This is a genomic window from Domibacillus aminovorans, assembly GCF_001643235.1.
In the GTDB taxonomy this organism is placed as follows: domain Bacteria; phylum Bacillota; class Bacilli; order Bacillales; family Domibacillaceae; genus Domibacillus; species Domibacillus aminovorans.
Map to the genome: position 1 here is coordinate 103,763 of NZ_LQWY01000038.1, position 19,503 is coordinate 123,265.

Genomic DNA, 19,503 nt, shown 5'->3' on the forward strand with positions numbered 1-19,503 from the left:
GAGGAAATCCCGCTGGATTCGTTATTCCTCCAGCGAGATTTTTTCTTTTGTATAGGTGGCATATGTTTTAAGGGTAACAAGAAATTCTCACTGGCAGAGATTGTCCAGTAGTAGGTGCTGGTTTACTGCGTGGCTTCCCATTTGGCGATTTCTTCCCGAACAATAGGTGCCACTTCTTTCCCCAATAGCTCGATGGCTTTCATCACATCCCCATGTGGCATGGTACCAACCGGTACGTGAAGCATAAACCGTGTGATGCCTACATTCTTTCGAAGGTGAATGATCTTTTGGGCCACGGTTTCCGGATCCCCCACATACAGCGCACCTTCAAAGCTTCGTGCCGCATCGAATGCTGCCCGGTCATAATGCCCCCAGCCCCGCTCCTTTCCCAGCACATTCATGACTTGTTGGGTGGGAGGGAAAAATTTATTTGCTGCCGTCTCGTTATCCTCTGCAATGAATCCATGTGAATGGGACGCAACCGGCAATTTGGATACGTCATGACCAGCCTGAGCCGCCGCTTGTTTATAATGCTGGACAAGTGGAGCGAACTGGACTGGACGTCCTCCTATGATTGCCAGAACAAGTGGCAGCCCCATCAGTCCTGCGCGGATGACCGATTCACTATTGCCCCCGCTCCCGATCCATACAGGCAAAGGATTTTGCACCGGACGCGGATACACACCAAGATTGTCAATGGCCGGACGATGTTTACCGAACCAAGACACGACTTCGGACTTTTGTAATTTCAGCAGCAATTCCAGCTTCTCTTCAAAAAGCTCATTATAATCTTTTAAATCATAGCCAAATAGCGGAAAGGATTCGATGAAAGAACCACGGCCTGCCATGATCTCCGCGCGCCCATTTGAGATGCCATCAAGCGTAGCAAAATCTTGGAATACCCGTACTGGATCTGCAGAGGAAAGTACGGTGACCGCACTCGTCAGCCGGATACGCTTTGTCTGTGGAGCCGCGGCAGCCAACACAACGGCCGGAGAGGATGCTGCAAAATCATGACGATGATGCTCCCCTATCCCAAATACATCCAATCCTACTTGATCGGCAAGCACAATTTCCTCAACGACTTCACGCAATCGTTGTGCATGGCTGATCACTTCCCCCGTTTTAACATCCGGTGTTGTTTCTACAAACGTGCTGATTCCTATCTCCATTAACAATCCCTCCTGGATTCGTGATGATTTTGTAAAAGAAGAGCGGATTTTTTAGGTTCCTTCTTCATACTTATATCAATTTACTTTAATATACCTCAGATTCGAGATTTATTCATTTTTCAAATCTAAAAAAGCTGAGGAATACAATCCCTCAGCTTTTCACACACTTACCCTTATCTATCTATTTCTAGATTCTAAATGTTAATTTCTGTTTGATAATAGTCTAGTATCAATTTAAATTCACTTATAATACCAAAAATTCCGCCGTACTTATGATTCAGTTGTAAAGAACCAACTAAAACTCATTAATATATCTTGTAATGGATTCAAGGAACCTGTCCCTCAAAATCCACTAGAGTGTCTTTGTTTCTAGTCGAAACCCTTCGACGACTACATCTTCATCGATTTCTACTAATAAGCACCGTTTTCCATTGTAAGTAATATATTTTATATTTTTCAGGTCTTTCGGGCTGACGGATACATCTGCTACCTTCGTATTGATTTTAATGTTTTTTGGAACTAAACTGCTTGCTTTGAACTCATGTTTTTCGTCCGCTACGACATCTTTGAAGGCATGTTCCACTTTGGCGGTATCCACATCTTCGACGCCGCTTACCGTTAATATGCGTTCGATGTCCCGATAATCCAACATAGGGGGTTCACTTTCTTCTTCGTTTTCTTCATTCTCCTGCACCATTTTATCGATTTCCTCATAAACATTAGAAATGACTATGGAATCCACTTTGTCTCCCATTACTGTTTTTAAGATCTGTTCGAAGCTGTCCTTATCTTCCATGGCAGTAATAATCTCTTCACAGTTGAGAACTTCTTCTATAAATAAACCTTCTGGTTGATTCACTTTTCCTCCACAATAGAGAATATGATTAATATCTGCTGAATTATCATTAAAGGCAGGAAACAGAAAACCTGTTAACGGAGAAGTCAAATTAATAATAGGGTCAACTGCGTTATTCGATTTGAATTCTTTCTCGATATAATCAAACAGCAAGGCTTTTTTCGGCTGATCGGTTTTATTGAGACTGCAAAGGATAAACTCGTTGGAATAAACCTCATCATTCCCTCCTTCTTCAGATTCCGGATCTCGTTTTCTGATCGCCTTTTGATATTCTCCCCGAATAAATGTTACTACTGTATCAAATTCATAAGCAGCATGAGCAAACATTTTCTCGACTATTTTCAGCATGTTTTCTTTCCAATCTTCCGTTGATTCTGCTCGTAATCCTTCACAGAGGATAGTTTGTGTGCTGTCTGCCACATCGCGTTGAAATTTCAGCTCAAACAGTTTGGCGTCAAGATGACCTGTCAAAACCTTTTTAAAGTTTGCTAAAAATAATTCTTGTGTTTCCTGTTCTAACATTTGAAACGGTTGGCTGACTTGATGGTAAATCTCACCTGATTCTTTCTTTACATAAACATTGAGGATTTCTCGAATTTCCATAAGAGGATTGTCTAATTTAAATTGCTTTCGGATATTAGTGATGTCTTTTTTATTCATTTGTCTCATCTCCCATTCCTAATTATACTTTTCAGACAAGAAAATAGTAATACTTAATGTTTTTTCAATTTTAATAGCTGAAAGGAACAAAGTTCGTATCATCCTATTTTTAAAGAATAAATCTCCACTCACCCTAAATGATTTTAATGTATTACCAACGGATACTTTAGCTTTAGTTCAATAAAAAAAGCCGCTTGGGTTGGCAGCAAGATATTTAAGGAACGCACCCTGTAGTTTAAGTACAATACTTCACAATCTAAGGGGGTAATGCTCCTTTTGTGAGGAACAGTTGGCATTTGTATATGTTTTTCCGAGATGTTTACATCTTCTCTTTTAATCACAGTCCGACCATACTATGCACTTATTCAACTAAACTGTCCCTATAGTTCAATAAGAAAAACCGAAATGTAGATCATTCCGGTTCATCTTTTTTATAAATGGTTTATAGCATAGAAATCATGAGATTATGACACAATAATAACCTTAATTTGGTTTCCTGCCATTACTGCCTCAAAACCTTTACGCCAGTCTTCTAAAGGTACAATCTTTGTAATCATTTTGTTTGTATCAATCTTCTGCTCTTCTAGGAGTTGTAATGCTATGTGCCATGAGCTAGGCTTTTGCGAGCGTGTACCAACATACTTTAATTCTCTTTGAATAATCGATTCTTGATCCAGCTGGTTCATCTTATTCGCAAAAATACCTACTTGTACAAATGTTCCTTTTTTCTTTACTAATTGCAAGCCTTGATTAAGCACTGGCACTGCACCAGAGCATTCAAACACTTTATCAACACCATAACCATTTGTATGTTTCATGACAACTTCCTCTAAACTTTCTTCTTGAACATCAACAATTACGTCTACACCTAATGATTTCGCTAATTCTAAGCGCTGCTTATCCTTTGTGATGCCTGCTAAAATGACAAACGCACCTTGTGCTTTCACAACCTGGCATTGAAGCAGACCAATTGGCCCTGGTCCAAAAATAAGTACTTTGTCGTCTTTATTAATAGTTGTTTTTTCTAATGCTGCATGTACACAACAAGCTAACGGCTCTGTTAATACAGCTGCTTCAAGGCTTATATTCTCGGACAAAACATGAACGCTTTCCTCACGAGAAACCACGTATTCAGACATGCTGCCATTTACTTGAGTACCGATTCCTTTACGAGAAGAGCATAAATTATAATCCTTCTCTAAGCAGTACTCACACTTGCCGCATGTTGTAAATGTGGTTTCACTTGTAACCCTGTCCCCTACTTTAACATTTTTTACTGCATCTCCAACCTCTACTACAACGCCGGAAAATTCATGTCCCAATACAACGGGAATTTTTGAGTTTCTATATTCTCCTGTAAATGTATGAATGTCTGTACCGCAAATTCCTGTGTAAGCAACTTTAATTTTAACTAAATCACTTGTTACTTCTGGTTCTGGGATTTCTACTAGTGACATATTATCATAACCTAGTTCCACTTTCATTACGGCTTTCATTGTATCTTTCACTCCTCGTTTAGAATTATTAACATTTTGCCATAAGATTTTTCACGTTTGATAATTATGTTGAAAGCTTTCTGGGTACCCCTGAGTTTATAGCTATGGGAGATTAGTTTTTTAAATGAATTCCCCCATTCGTTATAAAGTCAATACTCTTTGATCCATTCTTCACCTGGAATGATGCAGAATAAGAATTCTAGAAACCTTTTAATGTTAATTCTCGTCTAAATATGTTTTCAAAAGCTTGCTCTGACCTCTGCCAGTGACATAGTTGTTTGAGTGAGTTCAAGTATTTCACCAATTTTCATGGGAACACCTCCTGCCATAAACAGTTCGATGCCACAAAGATCGATCCTGCCTGTATTTGCAATCCTCTGTCCTTTTCTTTCATTTTTTATTAGTGTCTATGCGACAGGATAAGGTCACCTAATGGTAACAATCAAAAAGACATATTAATATGCTGTAACTAAAGAAATGGATGAACGAATTCTATACGTCCATTACGATAACAATTAGCTAACTTTTAGGAGTGTGCGTATGCCCGCTATAACCGGTAATGATTACATTGAACGAATTGATCACCTAAAAACATGTGTATGGATAGATGGAGCTCTTGTGACAGGCAAAATTTCCGAACATCCTGCGTTCAAAGGGGTAATGAAAAGTCAAGCAGCGTTATATGACTTGCAACATGCTGAATCACTTAAAGATGTCATGACCTATCCATCACCATCAACTGGAGAGCCCGTAGGTATGTCGTATTTACAGCCGAAAACAAGCGATGATCTAATAAAAAGACGAGCAATGATCCAACAATGGGCTATATCGAACAATGGAATGATGGGAAGAAGCCCAGACTATATGAATACAGTGTTAATGGCCTTTGCGTCATCTGTGAATTTTTTGAAAGGAAAAGAAAATTGTTTTCCCGAAAATATAATAAAGTTCTATGAATATGCACGTGAAAATGACGTATCCATGACACATACATTTATTGATCCACAAGTAAATCGGGCAAAATTTTATTTTGAAGATACCGATGAACCTATTGCAGCAAAAGTGATGGAGAAGAACGAAGAGGGTATCATCATAAAAGGTGCTCGATTACTGGCCACACAGGGTGGAATAACGGATGAAATAGTGGTTTTTTCAGCAGGAGGCATTCAGGATAAAGCGAAAAGTTTTGCTTTTTCTATCCCTAGCGATAGCAAAGGCCTTAAGTTTGTTTGTAGAGATTCATTTGTTGAAGGTGACTCTTCGTTTAACTATCCATTAAGTTCGCGGTTTGAGGAAATGGATTCGATTGTTATTTTCGACAATGTGTTAGTTCCATGGGAACGCGTATTTTATTATGACAACATAGAAGTATCGAACAAATTCATGGCTTCTAGTTCGTTTTTACCTTTTACATTGCATCAAGCTGTCTCTAGACAAATTGTTAAAACAGAATTTGTTTTGGGGATTGTCCAATCTATTATCGACACAATTAACATTGTGGAATATCAGCATGTTCAGGAAAAAGCTTCTGAAATTATTGTCGCATTAGAAACGATGAAAGCCTTAGTGATCAAATCAGAGATTGAAGCCAAAATCGACGAATGGGGATTTATGCGACCAGATCAAACAACACTCCAAATCGCCATCAATTTATTTCCACGAGTTTATCCAAGGTTTACCGAAATTATTCAGCTGTTAAGTGCAAGTGGATTGATGACGATTCCAACAGAAAAGACATTTCAATCCAGTATTAGAAAAGATTTAGATCAATATTTACAGGCTAAATCCCGAAATGCAGAGGATCGTATTAAGATTTTCCGTTTAGCATGGGATTTAACGATGAGCTCCTTTGGTACACGCGAAACGCTTTATGAACGGTTTTTCTTTGGTGATCCCATTAAACTTTCGAGTAAATTGTATTTTTCCTACGATAAGGAACCGTATGTTAAACGAGTGAAGAATTTTTTGCAAGAATAGTCAGAGGAGAACCGAACAAATGTGAAGCAAAAAAGCCAAGCTCATTTTTGGTGAAAACAAGATCTTTAGGTGTTTAAAAACGCATATTAATCTCCATAATTTAACAATTTATATTTTTAGAAGGATTCTCATTTTCTAGCTGGCGTTACAGCGTTTTTCAAAGTGAAAAACGCTGTAACGTAAGTAGGAGCATCGTGCCTCCTATAAAGATCCCTTTACACAGGAATATAAAGTAAAGTCCAAAGGCGGGTTTTCCACCAAAAAAGAGGCACAAATTGCCGCTGCGGAGTCAGAAAGACAAATTGTTGAGGGCCTTAAAACAAACGAGGAGAATATTAACCTTTCCTTTTATTTAAATAATTGGCTAGGTCGCTTGATTTCCAGGCTGATTCAGAAAAAGATTTATTCGGAGATACGAAAAACTATAACTCAAAGCGTGAAATCGTGATGAGCTAGTCAATCATGAATGAGCTGCGGGATCATAAGAAATGGCAAAACAGCAATAAACTGACGTTAAACGATATTTATATGCATGATTTAAACTTAGTATTTTTCTGTATCAATGGAAATTATTTACCAAACACTACCCTATTCAACGCTTTTAAGCGCATATTGAAACAAGCCGAACTTCAACAACTGCCCATTCATTCACTGCGTCATACACACGCGGTGATGCTCATTCAAGACCGCCTCGGTCATCGCAGCATGGCCTTACGGCAGATGTGTATTCGCATGTCAGCAATCGTCTTAGCAAAGAAACCATTGAAGAGTATGAGAAGTATGTTTCACTGTTCTTAAAATAATTTTGGTCAAATTTTGGTCAAAACCGTATTCCTACTAAAAATATTGTGTTTGACTAAAATAAGCTAAACCCCTTCAAAGTCATACGGCTCAAGGGGTTTAGCTAATTAAAATGTAGTAAGGTATTGTTCGCGTTCCAAGGGTGTACTTGTGTGACAATCGTGAATGCACAATAAATAAATTAGGTGAAATTTATTGGGTAATTGAAACGTGCTATCCTGCAGGAGAGGGTGCTGTCCGCTGTCCTTCATTTCGAATTTGAATCGGACCAAACCTATTTAAAAGGCTTAATAAAAGAAGTGGATGCTATTTTAGCTGCCTTTCCGATAACCGGAAAGGCATAGTTTAGGCTAAGAAGTAAATAAAAAGACCGGTTAATCTCGGTCTTTTTATTTTGAGGGAAAATCAACAACGTTATTTAACAGAGCCTGTATAAAGGAAAATTATTCAAAAAATAATATCGTATTCCATAATTTTAGCCGTTTTTTGAGCTACTTCCTGACCTAATAATCGCTTGACAATATGAAAAGACATATTGATACCCGCTGAAATTCCCCCCGATGTAATTATATCTCCTTCATCTACAAATTTAACCCCTTGTTGTACGTCGACTTCTGGAAATTCCTTTTCTAGTCTTTCAAGGAATGCCCAATGAGTTGTACATTTTTTGCCTTCTAGTAAACCTGATTTTGCCAGTAGAAGGGCTCCTGTACATACAGATGTCATTAATTGAACACTTTTCATTTGATTTGCAATCCACTTTATTACACTATCATTATGCATTTCATGTTCACTAGCCCCTAGTCCACCGGGGATGATAAGAATATCAAATTGCGGCATATTTTCAAAGTTGTAATCCGGCTGTACCTTTAAACCATTTAGAGCATTTATTATGTTCCCTTTTTCTGATACCATTTCAACAATAAAAGGTTTTTCATCATCTTCTAATTCCGTTACGGAAAATACTTCAAATGGTCCTGCAAAATCTAAAACCTCTACATCATCAAATAGAAAAATTCCTACTCTCCACTGATTATTATTCATATGGGATTCTCCTTTTTTTAATTATACATTCTTCATTACTGCTTAGCAGAACTACAATGACCTGAAATAATTTTCATTTTCCCATCGATATTTTGCCAAATCCGAGTGTAACACATCTCATCTTCAATTGAATCAGCACCAACAGTTCCTTTTAAAGAGACTCGTGTTACTGTCACTGCTGAACGATCTAGAAGTTTTACTCGTTGATCCATAACTTCAATATCAGTGAAATTCAACACTCCCGAACGATGAGCTTCAATATCAGCTTCTTTTGTTAGGATTTGTCCAAAATGATTAACAAAGATAAGATCATCATGAATCAGTTCATCCAAGGTCTTTAAATTACTTGATAACATTGCTTTTCGAAGCATTTCTTCATGTTCAATAATTAGAGTTTCTTCCATAGTAACCCCCCTATTTATTTATCACTATACGCCTACAAATCTCTTGTTACCAAGAATAACTCCTCTTTAAGTATGATTGTATTGTGGTCCATAGCAGGTGTTTTAAGTGTTCACCACCTTTTCCTCCGTAAAACTCGAAACAAGTTAAAGAAAGAAAGGGATAGATAGATTGAATGAAGAACAATCAAACCGAGGCAAATAAAAAGTGGCAAAAAAGCCCTGCTCTTAAGAACAGAACTTTTTATTTCAAATCTTTATTTCATCTCCACTTTTATTTTACTTTGAAGTTCTAGCAACAACTCTTCTGCCCCTTGTTGACTAAGGATAATACCACCTGTAAGTTCTTTATTCTGTTCATTAAATTCATTTGTTACAAGACAAGGGGTTATACTTTTTAAGAATGATCATTTCATTTGCTCTTTCAAACTTGGATTCATCACATTCACTCCTTTGGTTGCAAAAATAGGTATCAAATTGTAGATCGGTTACAACGACACAGTCCGTTAAAAAACAAAAAAGGACACCAAACAACGCGTAATGCGTCATTCAGTGTCCTCCAGTGGGCTGGCAGAACTAATATATTATATCTTGCTTTTTTTTCTTTTTTCTTCTTCCTCAACACATTCAGAAATTAATTTAAGTAATAGTTTATTTCTATCTATTTCTTTACTTATATAATCAATAGTTAACAAAAGGAAAGCCCAGAATCCCCCAAAAAAAATTAGGCTTTTATTCCTTTCAAAAACATTTGTACTATCAATGTTATACATTGTTATAAGTGCGGTTGTTAATACTGCGATCAAAATGGTCTGTGTTGAGCTTAATATTGAATTATAGCGCGGACTTTCTGTCTTCATTTCCATATACATTTTTAATGCTTTTAAATCATTGAGGCTTTTATTTTCTTTTATTTTTTCTTTTATCTTTTGATAATTTTCGTGAAAATTCTTTGAATCAAAGTCCAGTTCTCTCAATAATTCATTTCTAAAGTCGAGTGTTAGATACGGGTCACTTAACCAGTTAAATAATGAATATTTCTTTTTTTTCTTTCTTTCTAAAAAGGAGTCCAGCTTGCTAACTAAATAATCCATTATATAAATTCCTAAAAAGAGCAAAGTGTTAAATACTACGTACATCATAATGATGAAAAACAAAATTCTGGACATACTTGTCTCTTCTATGACCATTTCCACTACTGTTTGAATAGTAAAAGTCGTTACTAATGCATTTACTGACAAGTATACAATTTTGTTCACTAAAGCACTCTCCTTATAATTTTCTTAGATTACTCAAAACTCCTCTCCCTCTTCTTTCTTCATCCGTTTCACTTTCCCTTCATGTGTCACGATCTTGTATTCACCGTGTGGCGGCAATTCTCTCAATTTTGCTTTTCCATTACAGATCACCACCACACAAGCTTTCGGTATTTCCATTATATCCAATTCCAGCATCATTGTGGAAGGTTTGATCACAATATCTTGTGGTTTAACCATTATTTCCTCCTTTTTTCGTGAAAAAAGAGCACCAAACAAACGCATCTTGTGCGTTCATTCAGCGCCCTCGGTTTTTCCGTTAGGCTAAAATATTCAGTTCACCTTATTGTCAGGCTGTTCATTAATTTTTTTAAGTAATAGAAGATGCTAAGCTTTGTTATTGACTTCTTATTAAGCATAAAGGTATGATTTTCCCATCATTCTACTATGCTAAATAGGAACAATTAAGAATCATATTACACAATCACTCATCATTACCTAGGAGTGATGAGAGCGAAAGGAATAATAAACAGCAATGATATCATTTCTTCTGACGTTGAATCGTTTGTTAAAAGGATTATGGAAGTATGGAAGGCTTTCAAGCTGAAAAACTTCCAAGTTCTTTTCATATTGGTTCTGGTTATGTTATTGTCAGGTACCATCTTCTATGTGACGCAAGAAGGACTCTCATGGATCGATGCGCTTTACTTTTGTATCGCTACGCTCAGTACGGTTGGGCATCCCAGCATTGAACCCCAAACGACATTGGGAAAAGTGTTTACAATGATTTATATTATCGCCGGTACTGGGTTGTTTATAGGCTTAATAGGATATATTGCTTACGCGCTAACAAAGCAACCAGAAAACAAGAAAAATAATTAGACGAAACGAAATTGATTTATTTTATTTATTATTAATTTTTCATCGGAAAATGTGGAAAGTATGAGGAATTCATCCCCACCCCATCTAGCGATAATATCTTTTTGTCCAAAAGATTTGCATAAAATTTTTGATAGATGCTCAAGTACTTGATCTCCGTAGTCATGTCTGTAAGTGTCGTTTATTTCTTTAAATTCATTTATGCCAAAAGATATTAGTTTCCACGTGTGATGATTTAACTGTTCCACCCTTGTTGTACAGTTTGTGTCGACTGTTGATTAAATTTTCCGTTTCTGTGTAGTCTCCAGACGGTCCACCTTGCCGCCTATCGTAATAACGACTGTTTCTCCGTAATCCGGGGGCTCATGGGGAATCAGCTGACCGTCCTTCACCACATACATTGTTTTAGCTGCTCTTTCAAACTTGAATTCATCTTGATCGCTCCTTTTCTCAATAAAAAAGGACACCAAGCTCTACCGCAGGTATAAACCTACTCTAGAGTTTGATGTCCGTCGGTTTTTCCGTTGGGACGTTGGCTATTTAGTTGTAATATTTTGTTCTCAAACTGTTGAATAATTATTATAATTTTAACAGCAATTGTATAGATGGATGCTCCTCTAATTGTTGCTGCCTTTGTTTTGATTGCTCCCCTTTATACACCCAACCAGCCGGTTCTTTTTCCCATGTTTCAATTGAGAGTTCATAAGGTTCATAAAGCTCGTTACTTTCCTTCCTAAAACCAGCTTTTATTATTATTTTATCACATGAATCGTTGAGTTTAGACCAATATACCTTTCTCAGCATTGCACTCCACCTCTTTCCTTTTACTGTATTTTATTTAGCATTTATTCACCTGTCTGTATTTCACACTAAATTTATGTTTTAATTCTGAACTAATACCATTTAGCGCTCAACCCAGCTTGATTTTTTTACTCTACTGTTGATCAATCGTCTTTTCGACTGCCTATTTTGATTTCGCTTAAACAACCTAATATGAGTACAATCCACAACGAGGACTATTTCAAGAGCTGGGGACTTTTCCTTGGCTTTTTTTGTATAATCTTTTCTAAATTGAATATATTGTTTTCGTACGAGGGATTCTCGTCATACTCAACTTAAACCTTATTCGTCAACATTCAACTCTTTTACAGTCAGGCTCCGGCCTGGCTATTTTTTGTTTAAAACTCGACTTCCACTTTGATTTTCATCGGGATTTCTTCTGCCATCATGACGTACCCTAGTTGATGACTATTTTCTGAATTGAATTTTTGCACTTCATCCACTGATTTCATCCTCCTTATATGTCTACTGTTGATCACTCTCCCTTACACCTCTTATATAAGATTTTGTGCTTGATTTCTGTTTCCATAGTATCCTTTTTGTTTAATTTTTCCCTAATTGGATATGACTAGTAACTAATTCAAATTTACTCAACGAAGGAGGCCATCACAGTATGCCGCTAATCGATATTGTTGCATGGATAATATCAATAGTTTTATTCATTAGTTTCATTTTTTCTTTAGTGGCTTTATTAAGTAAACCAAGATTGTTACGTGAAACTGAAATATTATCTACTCAATTAAATTTAGAGGACTTATCCATCCAAATTAACGATATTCGCGAGTTAATGATAGCCTCTGGTTTAAAAAAGGGATTTACAGATATCGAAACCCTTAAATATAGCGAAGAACTGGACAAATTAATTCTCCAATTTCAATTGCAAAGCAGACTTTAAAAAAACTATCGAGATTAATTATCATTTTTTGTATAATTTTCTCTTGGATGGTTAAACTGTTTTTGCATGAGAGTTCCTGCTTGTACACGACAGTTTTACTCCTTTTAGCCGAGGTTTTACTCCCTCGGCTATTTTCATGCCGGAATCGACGTACTGTTGATCGAGAATATTCATTTGATAAATGGGTATAGAACACTACGCTCCTCTCGTTTATCCTTTACACGAAGTTTTCATTCCATCTAGAATTTTGATAGAGGTGATTATTTGAGAAATGTACACAGAATCAAGCAATTAATTTCTTATCTTGATTCGGTCGACTATCCGCTAACCGAAGAAGAAATTTATGATCTTATTTTAAAAAGGGAAATCCCTCACAAAAACCCTAATAACAGCCTTATTGTTTTTGACTTGGACCATATCGATTGGTGGATTAATGAAAATAGAACCAAAAATCGTTCGTTAAATTCCTACTATTGAATAATGGGTATATTCTTTTTGTATGACATTTCCACGTCATACTCCCCTGCAAAATCTAATCCTTGTACAGTCAGGTACTAACCTGGCTCTTTTTTGTTTAAAACTCCACTTCCACATTTACCTACACATCCTGTAGCATCCTTTCTCTTAACTCAAAGAACCACTGCCGATCCCCTGTCTTGATCGCTAAATCTATTAGGTCTTGATAGTCTTCTTTTGCCAGCGTATTATCTATTACTGCTGTCTTGTTTTGGTCATAAATTCTGGACTCTGGCTTCATCCAAACCAGCGTATCATTCACGCGTTTGGCTACTCTCGTCACATAAACTTGCCCATTTGAGTGAGGAAGCCCGGTAATGTAGCCAAGGGCTGTTTCCTCTCCGACTTTGCAGAATACCCAGTCTCCAATGTTCATCACGCCACCCCTTTTTTAAAATAAACTGAGCTGTTCGATAAACTGTGACGATTCTTCTTCATCGAATATTGCTACCTCTGGCATCTGTTCCGTTGCGATTTCTCCCGATTCGATAGCTTGTAAACTTTCAACATATCTGAAACTCTCAAACCAATGCACAGGCAGGCTGCCGAGTAATCCTTCTAGTTCCGGATTAGAATAATAATCTACATGGCTACCAGATCCTCGTGCAATGACATAATATTCTTTATCACATGGATCTTTTGACACTTCCCAGCACCATATGAGCTTTGCAACATATACTTCATTGAATTAACTTTAACAAGGGGGTTTTTTAATGCAATTGGATCAAACGTTAAAAGATCTTTTAGCAAAAGCAAACTTATATGGACTGCTGGCAAAAAAATACGAATACGTGGATCCTCAAAAGCACATGCATTATTATCAAAAGCACTTTTATTACGTAACGAAGGTTGAACAACATTACATGATGCTTGAAGGGGGTAACTGTGCCCCCAAAATGATGCCTGAAGAAGAGAACAATGCTCCACAAACGATGCCTGAAGAAGAGAACAATGCTCCACAATTGATGCCTGAAGAAGAGAACAATGCTCCACAAACGATGCCTAGAGGATATAACTACGTTCCACGAATGATGCCTGGAGGATATAATTATGCCCCACAAATGGTGCCTAGAGGATATAACTATGCTCCACGAATGATGCCTGGAGGATATAATTATGCTCCACAAATGATGCCTGGACAGTTTCTATTATATTAATTTTATTGAGAAGTCGTTTTACGGCTTCTTTATTAGTTAAAGAACGATTTCAGCGTTTCCTCCTCCACTCACCGTAATTATACTCCATGACTGTCACTTCCTGCCCTATCGCCTTTTCTAATAACTTACGCCGCAATGAAAAATCCCGTGAAGCCGGTCCCCCTTTGACATCCACAGTTTCTGTCCGGCCACCCTTGTAATAAACTTTAAAATCAGCCGTATATTTCGCTCCTGGCTTCGTTTTCAAGCCTTTTCCAGAGCAAAGAGTACAATGGATTGACCTCTCCGTTTTCGGGCTTGTCCGCTTGCCTGATCCGTTACAGTGATAGCATGTGACTGGGATGAAGGTATCACTTCGAATACCGGTTGTACTTCAACCTTTTCGACACTTGGATCTGCTAGAAGACGCATGTAATAATCGGCTTCGGATTTACTGTCAAAAAGAATGCCGTATTAGAAACGTAGCTTCTTTAAATCCTCTACGCTGCCCTTTAACCAATGCCTTATTGCGTATTTTAAGATGTTGCCTTTACAAAAACCGGCGTACTCTTCTTTCGTGAAGGTGCGTTTCATGACTGTGTTGAAATCAATGCCTGTGCAGTGGTAATGCTCTGGTTTGTCTACTGGATCAAAGTTTGAATTTTGCTCATTTTGATTGTTGCTTTCTTCGATGACTATATAATGCTCGAACCGAATCGTCTTTGCTTCATAGGCTCCACTTGTAACATAGTAATATTCGCTCACTGCCTTTGATGGAAATACATCAAATACATTTCCGACTTTATCTACATACCAATTTTCTTTTTCGCTAGAAGTAATCACTACTTTTCATTCCGCTTCACCCTCTACCATCCTGTACTGCCGCGCCCTTACTTTCGCCATTTCCGCGACACACGCCATTTCTCTTGCATGTGGATCGTCTGCTTCAATGAATCCCTTATCAATCATCTGCGTCACCAGTGCGCCGATGTCACCCGTTGTATATCCTTCTGCGCGGAATAATCGTTCGTGGTAGCTCATTGGCTTTTCTATACGCATTATGAAGGTTTGTCCAATCATTCCGCCATCTCTCCTTCTTTCTGCTGCTTCAGCCGATCCATTAAAGCCACAAACCATTCTTCGTCTTTTGTTAGTAGCGATAGTTCAATCAGTTCGTTCAGATCCTCGCTCTTTAGCTTGTCGCCTAGCTTAATCAACGTGTGCTGCGTGGCGTTGCCCTTAATGAGTTTCCCGTTCACAATCCAGTTCACTGTTGCCCCAAATTGATTTTCACCTTCAACGAATCCCATTTTCTTATCTAACAGACTTTCCACCCATTCGCCCATGTTAAAAATGATAAACGCCCCCTATTTGGTTATTGAATGATTTCCCATTTAGCACTCAGTATCTCTTTAATTTCAATATTTTATTCTTCATGATTCTTACGATTTATAGAGTAATCGGCGTAACAATCACCTTCATCTTCTTCCAAATAAGAGACAATGATTTTTTTAAAAAAACTTAATCTTCACATCGCCTCTTAACTCCCTTTTCACCGTTCTATAAAATACTTCTTTTTGTGGGCTCTGTTAAAATCCAATGCTGACTTTTAACCAAAGAAAAAAGACCGAGAAAATCGGCCTTTGTTGTCTGTTTTCTTGAACTAACGCCCCCGATAGTTTAAGTACAATATTTCACAAACTATCTTGTGGAATAAAAAAGACGCCCTTCATCTTGAAAAAAGCCTGGGATATTGATAAAAAATGAAAAATTAGAATCCATTTTCTACTAACCATTTCATAATGCTTTCTTCTCTTTCCTTAATTTCGTCATGCTGCGCATCGTATTTACGCATTTTCTTCTGTTCCACAATATTTCCATCTACCATATACAATACTCTTTCGGTTTTTGCTGCCACCTTTACATCATGCGTAACGAGCATTACGGTTGTCCCTTTTTTATTAATCTCTGTAAGATGTGACATAATCTCTTCTGTCGATTTGGAATCTAATGCTCCGGTCGGTTCGTCTCCAAATATGATATCCGGATCATTTATCAATGCTCTGCAGATGCCGACTCTCTGCAGCTGTCCACCAGATGCCTGGGTGATATTATGATCTGCAAGCTTTTCAATTCCTGTCATTTCCAACAGTTTTTTTGCTTTTTGATGTACCGCATTTTTATCAGCATCTTTTGATACAAGAGCAGGAAACATAACATTGTCAATCAATGACAGATTCTTTAAAAGATTAATATCCTGAAAGATAAATCCCATGTTATTCAGTCGAATCTTCGCCAGTTCTTCTTCTTTGTGTCTACCGATTTCACGACCTTTAAATTTCACACTACCTGAAGTAATTCTGTCCATACCGCTTACATTATATAGCAGCGTTGACTTCCCGCTTCCGGATGGCCCCATGACCGATACGAATTCACCTTTTTCTATCTCCAAGTTTACATCCTTTAAGATATGAAGCTCATGATCTTTCCCTAATCCTACTTTTTTGTTCATACTTCTTGCTTCCAATATATTGCTCAAATATATTCCTCCAATGTCAACTATTTAAATCAAAGTCTATATCCCGGAATGTCTTATTTTTCAGGAATCTGCATTCTTATCTACATCGGCGCCTTCACGCAGGGGACTTCTTCCACCTTCGCAGATACGCCTCCTGCCCGGACCTTTTTCAGAAGTTCTAACTTCTTAAAGCTACAGATAAATCATCTTCTACTGTTACCTTACAGCACACAGATATAGTAAATCCAACTACTACAATCAGCACTAACGGACAAAGCAGCCAAGTCTGCCATGCAACATGAACAAATTGAATTCTTGCAGCTCCCATAGAGGACATTGCCATACTTACAAGAAACTCCCCTAAATAATCAGAAGCCAGCACTCCTAGTATGATTCCCAATATCAGTACCATTAAGGTTCCTGCCATATATTGATGCTTAATATTTTTGGAAGTTAAACCCACACTTCGCATGATTGCAATCTGGGACATATCCTTTGACAATAACATCTTAAGGAATAATGCAGTTATCAATACAACAATTATTACTGCAATTGTGATCCCGCCTATAACAATTGTGATCATCTGATCAATGATATTTCCAAGAGTCTGTTGTGTATATTCTTTGATATCATTTACCTGTGCAGAATCATAGGTATTCTGATAGAAGTCCATTTTCTCACGAATATCAACGCCTTGAGCCACATCCATGCTCACAATATACCAAAGAACGGCATCTTCATTTAAAGCAAGACTAGTATCCGCCTTTGCTGTTTTCCCGCCATTTGTAATATCTTGATAAATACCAACTACTTTCATAGTCTTTTCTGTCCCTGCAACATTTACTACTACTTCATCTCCCACTTTCTTGTTTAATCCGTCTTTTGACGCGTTTGCAAAGGAAAGTGAGATTTCCCCTTCACCCTTCGGTGCTCTCCCTTCCAGATAATTTAATGGAAATACGGAAAAATCTCCGATTTCGATATTAATATAGTCCCAGGAACCTTCCGCATTTTTGACCTGGTAGGAACTTGTGATGTATGCGGCATACTTTTCAATATCCGAATCATTCTGCAATTCTTCCTGCAGCTTTTTGAAATCTTCTGTAATCGTATCTGTCCTTCGAAGATCGATTCTCATGTCGGATTTTCCTATTCCCATGTATGTGGAAAATTCCGGTGAATTCATGGTGTTATAAATATTTAAAGGAAGTATTACAATAAATGTACATACGACAAAAATAAAAAACAGTAACCTGTATAATTTGAAACGTTTCCATACATCCCTTAGTCCCATGTAAATATTGGTGCTGAAGAATTTGTTCTTAAGCAGTGGAAAACTGTTTTTTCGGTTCTTTCCACGCTCCATGATATCTGAACGCAATGCTTCCACCGCAGAAATCTTATCGATACTTTTCAGTACTTTCTTGCAGTACATCACAATCATGAAATATACAAATAATGGAGCTATAAGAGATAGTACATATTTTAAGTTTCCTGATAAATCCGAAGATATATAAAGTCTCATATTACCGTTAAACAGATTTACCACTACAAAAGAAAGCAGATAGCCTATTATACCGGCTACTACTGACAAGACTCTGTATTTGTTAAGATATACCTTCTTTATATCCTTTTTAGATATTCCAATTGCTTTCATAACACCGATTTCTCTTAAATCTTCATCAATCGTTGCCAGAAACGTAAGTCTGATACAAAGCGAAGCTATAATAATCAGCAGAATACTGATAAGTATAATGATCATTGCAACTGCCGCATCTGACATGGCATTAAACAGCAGAAATATCTTTCCTCCGATTGTAGGACCGTTTGCTGGAAGACCTGCTTCGATATATGCAGTCTGAACAGCTTGAGAATCCCCATTTCCATTCAGTTTGAATTCGATAAGATATTCCAATTCCCCTGTCTGCTTTATAAGCATTTCATCATAGTCCGCCTGATTAATAACAAACCGTTTCGAAGAAGTAAAGGAAGAGTTCATCTCATAATCTCTTGCATAATCTGAAATGACAAACTCTTTCTGATACCCTCCACTTTTCACCGTAATCGTATCACCTATTTTTAAGTCATATTGTTCCATGAAATAGATGGGAACCGCCACTTCACCTTCCTTTACTTCCAGCTTTTCATTATTCAGATCCAATATAAAATCAAATTTCTTATTCTGTACAACAAATGAAATATCCTGTATAGTTCCAGCCATCGTTTGATTTTGGCCAAGATGAATATTACTTCCATCAAAATTCAGAAGAACCATCGTCTCCTGCATCGCTATATTCTCACGCTGTTCTTCCGTAAATTTATGTATTTCTGTCGGGTCATACTTTCCGGAATGCATTTGCGTAATGTCAGCTGGGACTGCACGTTCCTGCAGTTCCGACATCAACTGAATCAGATTGGCAATAATATTTGTTGCACTAGCTCCCAAAAGAACTGCCAGAGTTATAAATACAAACACTGTCACAGTTATGATTTTTTTCCTGTAGCAATCATTCTTTACAATTTTTAAAAACAAAGTTTTTCCTCCTTTCTACATAGATAATATTTTTTCTATTTCTATAACTTTTTCATTTCCAAAACAAGCACTAAGCAAGAATGACAAAATTAACGTTAAACATATAAAAAGATATTTATTAATGCTCACTCTTTCCTCTGCCAAACCCAGTATCTTTTAATACTTCAATTGGGTATACTAAAATCCTTTATGGTTTAAATATAACAATTTAATGGAAATCTTCAATACATTTTAAGGCTGAATTTCCCATACAACTTTAGATGTAGATTTCGACAGTTATTATTTTCTTATTAAGCTAACCTGCCCGTTAGCCATCCATGTAGCGCAAAATCAGCGCTAGACCACAGATGATGAAAATGGGTGCAGAACGGGTATTGGATACTACGGCTGGGAGAGGAAGGTCGATCAACTATGGTGCCATAGAGCCCATCCGTTAGTCTGACTCCAACGACCACGGTGCATCACAGAATGTCGCTCCCTTACGGGAAGCACTCATGGGGGATTAATCCTAAGCTGGTGGTGG

24 protein-coding genes and 1 pseudogene are annotated in these 19,503 nt (G+C 37.4%); 6 read left to right on the forward strand and 19 right to left on the reverse strand.

Annotation, left to right across the window (positions count from 1 at the left end; genetic code table 11):
• Window positions 1–122: 122 nt before the first annotated feature.
• The 3 genes from AWH49_RS13375 to AWH49_RS13385 form a co-directional block, all read right to left on the reverse strand.
• Window positions 123–1,172 carry an LLM class flavin-dependent oxidoreductase gene (locus tag AWH49_RS13375; RefSeq protein WP_063966117.1) on the reverse strand — a complete coding sequence of 350 codons (1,050 nt, stop codon included), beginning with the start codon at window positions 1,170–1,172 and terminating at the stop codon, window positions 123–125.
• Between the two features lie 352 nt (window positions 1,173–1,524).
• A complete protein-coding gene (locus AWH49_RS13380; RefSeq protein WP_063966118.1) occupies window positions 1,525–2,688 on the reverse strand; it encodes a DUF4317 domain-containing protein in 1,164 nt (387 codons plus the stop codon).
• A 464-nt stretch (window positions 2,689–3,152) separates the two neighbouring features.
• Window positions 3,153–4,184, reverse strand: a complete 1,032-nt coding sequence (locus tag AWH49_RS13385) for a zinc-binding dehydrogenase (RefSeq protein WP_063966119.1) — start codon at window positions 4,182–4,184, stop codon at window positions 3,153–3,155.
• A gap of 540 nt (window positions 4,185–4,724) precedes the next feature.
• Here AWH49_RS13385 and hpaB point away from each other — a divergent pair.
• The 3 genes and pseudogenes from hpaB to AWH49_RS21105 all read left to right on the forward strand — a co-directional run bounded on the left by hpaB (window position 4,725) and on the right by AWH49_RS21105 (window position 6,959).
• Window positions 4,725–6,161, forward strand: coding sequence for a 4-hydroxyphenylacetate 3-monooxygenase, oxygenase component (hpaB, locus tag AWH49_RS13390; protein ID WP_063966120.1), 1,437 nt, complete (start codon window positions 4,725–4,727; stop codon window positions 6,159–6,161).
• 235 nt (window positions 6,162–6,396) lie between these two features.
• Window positions 6,397–6,609: pseudogene (locus AWH49_RS21100) on the forward strand (Arm DNA-binding domain-containing protein); the annotation flags it as partial.
• Window positions 6,610–6,623: 14 nt separating this feature from the next.
• Complete coding sequence (locus AWH49_RS21105) at window positions 6,624–6,959, forward strand: site-specific integrase (protein WP_342341791.1); 336 nt, start codon at window positions 6,624–6,626, stop codon at window positions 6,957–6,959.
• Between the two features lie 450 nt (window positions 6,960–7,409).
• Here the strand turns inward: AWH49_RS21105 and AWH49_RS13395 are convergent, their stop codons facing one another.
• From AWH49_RS13395 to AWH49_RS13415, 5 genes are all read right to left on the reverse strand, one after another.
• Window positions 7,410–8,006 carry a DJ-1/PfpI family protein gene (locus tag AWH49_RS13395; RefSeq protein ID WP_063966121.1) on the reverse strand — a complete coding sequence of 199 codons (597 nt, stop codon included), beginning with the start codon at window positions 8,004–8,006 and terminating at the stop codon, window positions 7,410–7,412.
• A gap of 35 nt (window positions 8,007–8,041) precedes the next feature.
• Window positions 8,042–8,410 (reverse strand): nuclear transport factor 2 family protein, encoded by a 369-nt coding sequence (locus tag AWH49_RS13400; protein WP_063966122.1) that lies wholly within the window; start codon window positions 8,408–8,410, stop codon window positions 8,042–8,044.
• Window positions 8,411–8,664: 254 nt separating this feature from the next.
• Complete coding sequence (locus AWH49_RS21315; RefSeq protein WP_169816000.1) at window positions 8,665–8,799, reverse strand: hypothetical protein; 135 nt, start codon at window positions 8,797–8,799, stop codon at window positions 8,665–8,667.
• Window positions 8,800–8,991: 192 nt separating this feature from the next.
• On the reverse strand, window positions 8,992–9,666 hold the full coding sequence (locus tag AWH49_RS13410) for a hypothetical protein (protein WP_063966124.1): 675 nt from the start codon (window positions 9,664–9,666) through the stop codon (window positions 8,992–8,994).
• A gap of 33 nt (window positions 9,667–9,699) precedes the next feature.
• Window positions 9,700–9,903: an XtrA/YqaO family protein gene (locus AWH49_RS13415; protein ID WP_063966125.1), complete on the reverse strand. Its 204-nt coding sequence runs from the start codon at window positions 9,901–9,903 to the stop codon at window positions 9,700–9,702.
• Between the two features lie 267 nt (window positions 9,904–10,170).
• On the opposite strand from AWH49_RS13415, the gene AWH49_RS13420 reads away from it, so the two are divergent.
• Window positions 10,171–10,545, forward strand: a complete 375-nt coding sequence (locus tag AWH49_RS13420; protein WP_425305713.1) for a potassium channel family protein — start codon at window positions 10,171–10,173, stop codon at window positions 10,543–10,545.
• Here the strand turns inward: AWH49_RS13420 and AWH49_RS21320 are convergent.
• The 3 genes from AWH49_RS21320 to AWH49_RS13430 form a co-directional block, all read right to left on the reverse strand.
• Window positions 10,542–10,790 carry a GGDEF domain-containing protein gene (locus AWH49_RS21320; protein WP_082862836.1) on the reverse strand — a complete coding sequence of 83 codons (249 nt, stop codon included), beginning with the start codon at window positions 10,788–10,790 and terminating at the stop codon, window positions 10,542–10,544. The genes AWH49_RS13420 and AWH49_RS21320 overlap by 4 nt on opposite strands.
• 30 nt (window positions 10,791–10,820) lie before the next feature.
• Complete coding sequence (locus AWH49_RS13425; RefSeq protein WP_063966126.1) at window positions 10,821–11,009, reverse strand: DUF3954 domain-containing protein; 189 nt, start codon at window positions 11,007–11,009, stop codon at window positions 10,821–10,823.
• Window positions 11,010–11,121: 112 nt separating this feature from the next.
• Window positions 11,122–11,346, reverse strand: coding sequence for a hypothetical protein (locus AWH49_RS13430; protein ID WP_063966127.1), 225 nt, complete (start codon window positions 11,344–11,346; stop codon window positions 11,122–11,124).
• Window positions 11,347–12,106: 760 nt separating this feature from the next.
• Here AWH49_RS13430 and AWH49_RS19350 point away from each other — a divergent pair.
• On the forward strand, window positions 12,107–12,277 hold the full coding sequence (locus tag AWH49_RS19350) for an aspartyl-phosphate phosphatase Spo0E family protein (RefSeq protein ID WP_082862841.1): 171 nt from the start codon (window positions 12,107–12,109) through the stop codon (window positions 12,275–12,277).
• Between the two features lie 598 nt (window positions 12,278–12,875).
• Here AWH49_RS19350 and AWH49_RS13440 read toward each other — a convergent pair.
• Together AWH49_RS13440 and AWH49_RS13445 are read right to left on the reverse strand one after the other, a co-directional pair.
• Complete coding sequence (locus AWH49_RS13440; protein ID WP_034284688.1) at window positions 12,876–13,169, reverse strand: hypothetical protein; 294 nt, start codon at window positions 13,167–13,169, stop codon at window positions 12,876–12,878.
• Between the two features lie 15 nt (window positions 13,170–13,184).
• On the reverse strand, window positions 13,185–13,439 hold the full coding sequence (locus AWH49_RS13445) for a hypothetical protein (protein ID WP_018392933.1): 255 nt from the start codon (window positions 13,437–13,439) through the stop codon (window positions 13,185–13,187).
• 67 nt (window positions 13,440–13,506) lie between these two features.
• Here AWH49_RS13445 and AWH49_RS13450 point away from each other — a divergent pair, with 67 nt between their 5' ends.
• The gene (locus tag AWH49_RS13450) at window positions 13,507–13,950 is read left to right on the forward strand and encodes a hypothetical protein (RefSeq protein ID WP_063966129.1); all 444 of its coding nucleotides are present in this window, start codon (window positions 13,507–13,509) and stop codon (window positions 13,948–13,950) included.
• A 49-nt stretch (window positions 13,951–13,999) separates the two neighbouring features.
• Here AWH49_RS13450 and AWH49_RS20800 read toward each other — a convergent pair whose 3' ends face one another.
• The 6 genes from AWH49_RS20800 to AWH49_RS13480 form a co-directional block, all read right to left on the reverse strand.
• Window positions 14,000–14,197, reverse strand: coding sequence for a DUF1064 domain-containing protein (locus AWH49_RS20800; protein ID WP_063966130.1), 198 nt, complete (start codon window positions 14,195–14,197; stop codon window positions 14,000–14,002).
• A 206-nt stretch (window positions 14,198–14,403) separates the two neighbouring features.
• Complete coding sequence (locus tag AWH49_RS19365) at window positions 14,404–14,772, reverse strand: DUF3310 domain-containing protein (protein ID WP_082862839.1); 369 nt, start codon at window positions 14,770–14,772, stop codon at window positions 14,404–14,406.
• Between the two features lie 6 nt (window positions 14,773–14,778).
• Window positions 14,779–15,009, reverse strand: a complete 231-nt coding sequence (locus tag AWH49_RS13465; protein ID WP_063966131.1) for a hypothetical protein — start codon at window positions 15,007–15,009, stop codon at window positions 14,779–14,781.
• A complete protein-coding gene (locus AWH49_RS13470) occupies window positions 15,006–15,263 on the reverse strand; it encodes a hypothetical protein (protein ID WP_152333358.1) in 258 nt (85 codons plus the stop codon). Before AWH49_RS13470 ends, AWH49_RS13465 begins: the two co-directional genes overlap by 4 nt.
• A gap of 437 nt (window positions 15,264–15,700) precedes the next feature.
• Complete coding sequence (locus AWH49_RS13475; RefSeq protein WP_094777177.1) at window positions 15,701–16,468, reverse strand: ABC transporter ATP-binding protein; 768 nt, start codon at window positions 16,466–16,468, stop codon at window positions 15,701–15,703.
• Between the two features lie 157 nt (window positions 16,469–16,625).
• Window positions 16,626–18,980 (reverse strand): ABC transporter permease, encoded by a 2,355-nt coding sequence (locus AWH49_RS13480; RefSeq protein WP_063966132.1) that lies wholly within the window; start codon window positions 18,978–18,980, stop codon window positions 16,626–16,628.
• Window positions 18,981–19,503: the final 523 nt, after the last annotated feature.

What these genes read in the sequence shown, in the direction of transcription:
- AWH49_RS13375 (WP_063966117.1), bottom strand. Translation starts at nt 1,172, where the DNA reads ATGGAGATAGGAATCAGCACGTTTGTAGAAACAACACCGGATGTTAAA.
- AWH49_RS13380 (WP_063966118.1), bottom strand. Translation starts at nt 2,688, where the DNA reads ATGAATAAAAAAGACATCACTAATATCCGAAAGCAATTTAAATTAGAC.
- AWH49_RS13385 (WP_063966119.1), bottom strand. Translation starts at nt 4,184, where the DNA reads ATGAAAGCCGTAATGAAAGTGGAACTAGGTTATGATAATATGTCACTA.
- hpaB (WP_063966120.1), top strand. Translation starts at nt 4,725, where the DNA reads ATGCCCGCTATAACCGGTAATGATTACATTGAACGAATTGATCACCTA.
- AWH49_RS21105 (WP_342341791.1), top strand. Translation starts at nt 6,624, where the DNA reads ATGAATGAGCTGCGGGATCATAAGAAATGGCAAAACAGCAATAAACTG.
- AWH49_RS13395 (WP_063966121.1), bottom strand. Translation starts at nt 8,006, where the DNA reads ATGAATAATAATCAGTGGAGAGTAGGAATTTTTCTATTTGATGATGTA.
- AWH49_RS13400 (WP_063966122.1), bottom strand. Translation starts at nt 8,410, where the DNA reads ATGGAAGAAACTCTAATTATTGAACATGAAGAAATGCTTCGAAAAGCA.
- AWH49_RS13415 (WP_063966125.1), bottom strand. Translation starts at nt 9,903, where the DNA reads ATGGTTAAACCACAAGATATTGTGATCAAACCTTCCACAATGATGCTG.
- AWH49_RS13420 (WP_425305713.1), top strand. Translation starts at nt 10,171, where the DNA reads ATGAGAGCGAAAGGAATAATAAACAGCAATGATATCATTTCTTCTGAC.
- AWH49_RS13430 (WP_063966127.1), bottom strand. Translation starts at nt 11,346, where the DNA reads ATGCTGAGAAAGGTATATTGGTCTAAACTCAACGATTCATGTGATAAA.
- AWH49_RS13440 (WP_034284688.1), bottom strand. Translation starts at nt 13,169, where the DNA reads ATGAACATTGGAGACTGGGTATTCTGCAAAGTCGGAGAGGAAACAGCC.
- AWH49_RS13450 (WP_063966129.1), top strand. Translation starts at nt 13,507, where the DNA reads ATGCAATTGGATCAAACGTTAAAAGATCTTTTAGCAAAAGCAAACTTA.
- AWH49_RS13465 (WP_063966131.1), bottom strand. Translation starts at nt 15,009, where the DNA reads ATGATTGGACAAACCTTCATAATGCGTATAGAAAAGCCAATGAGCTAC.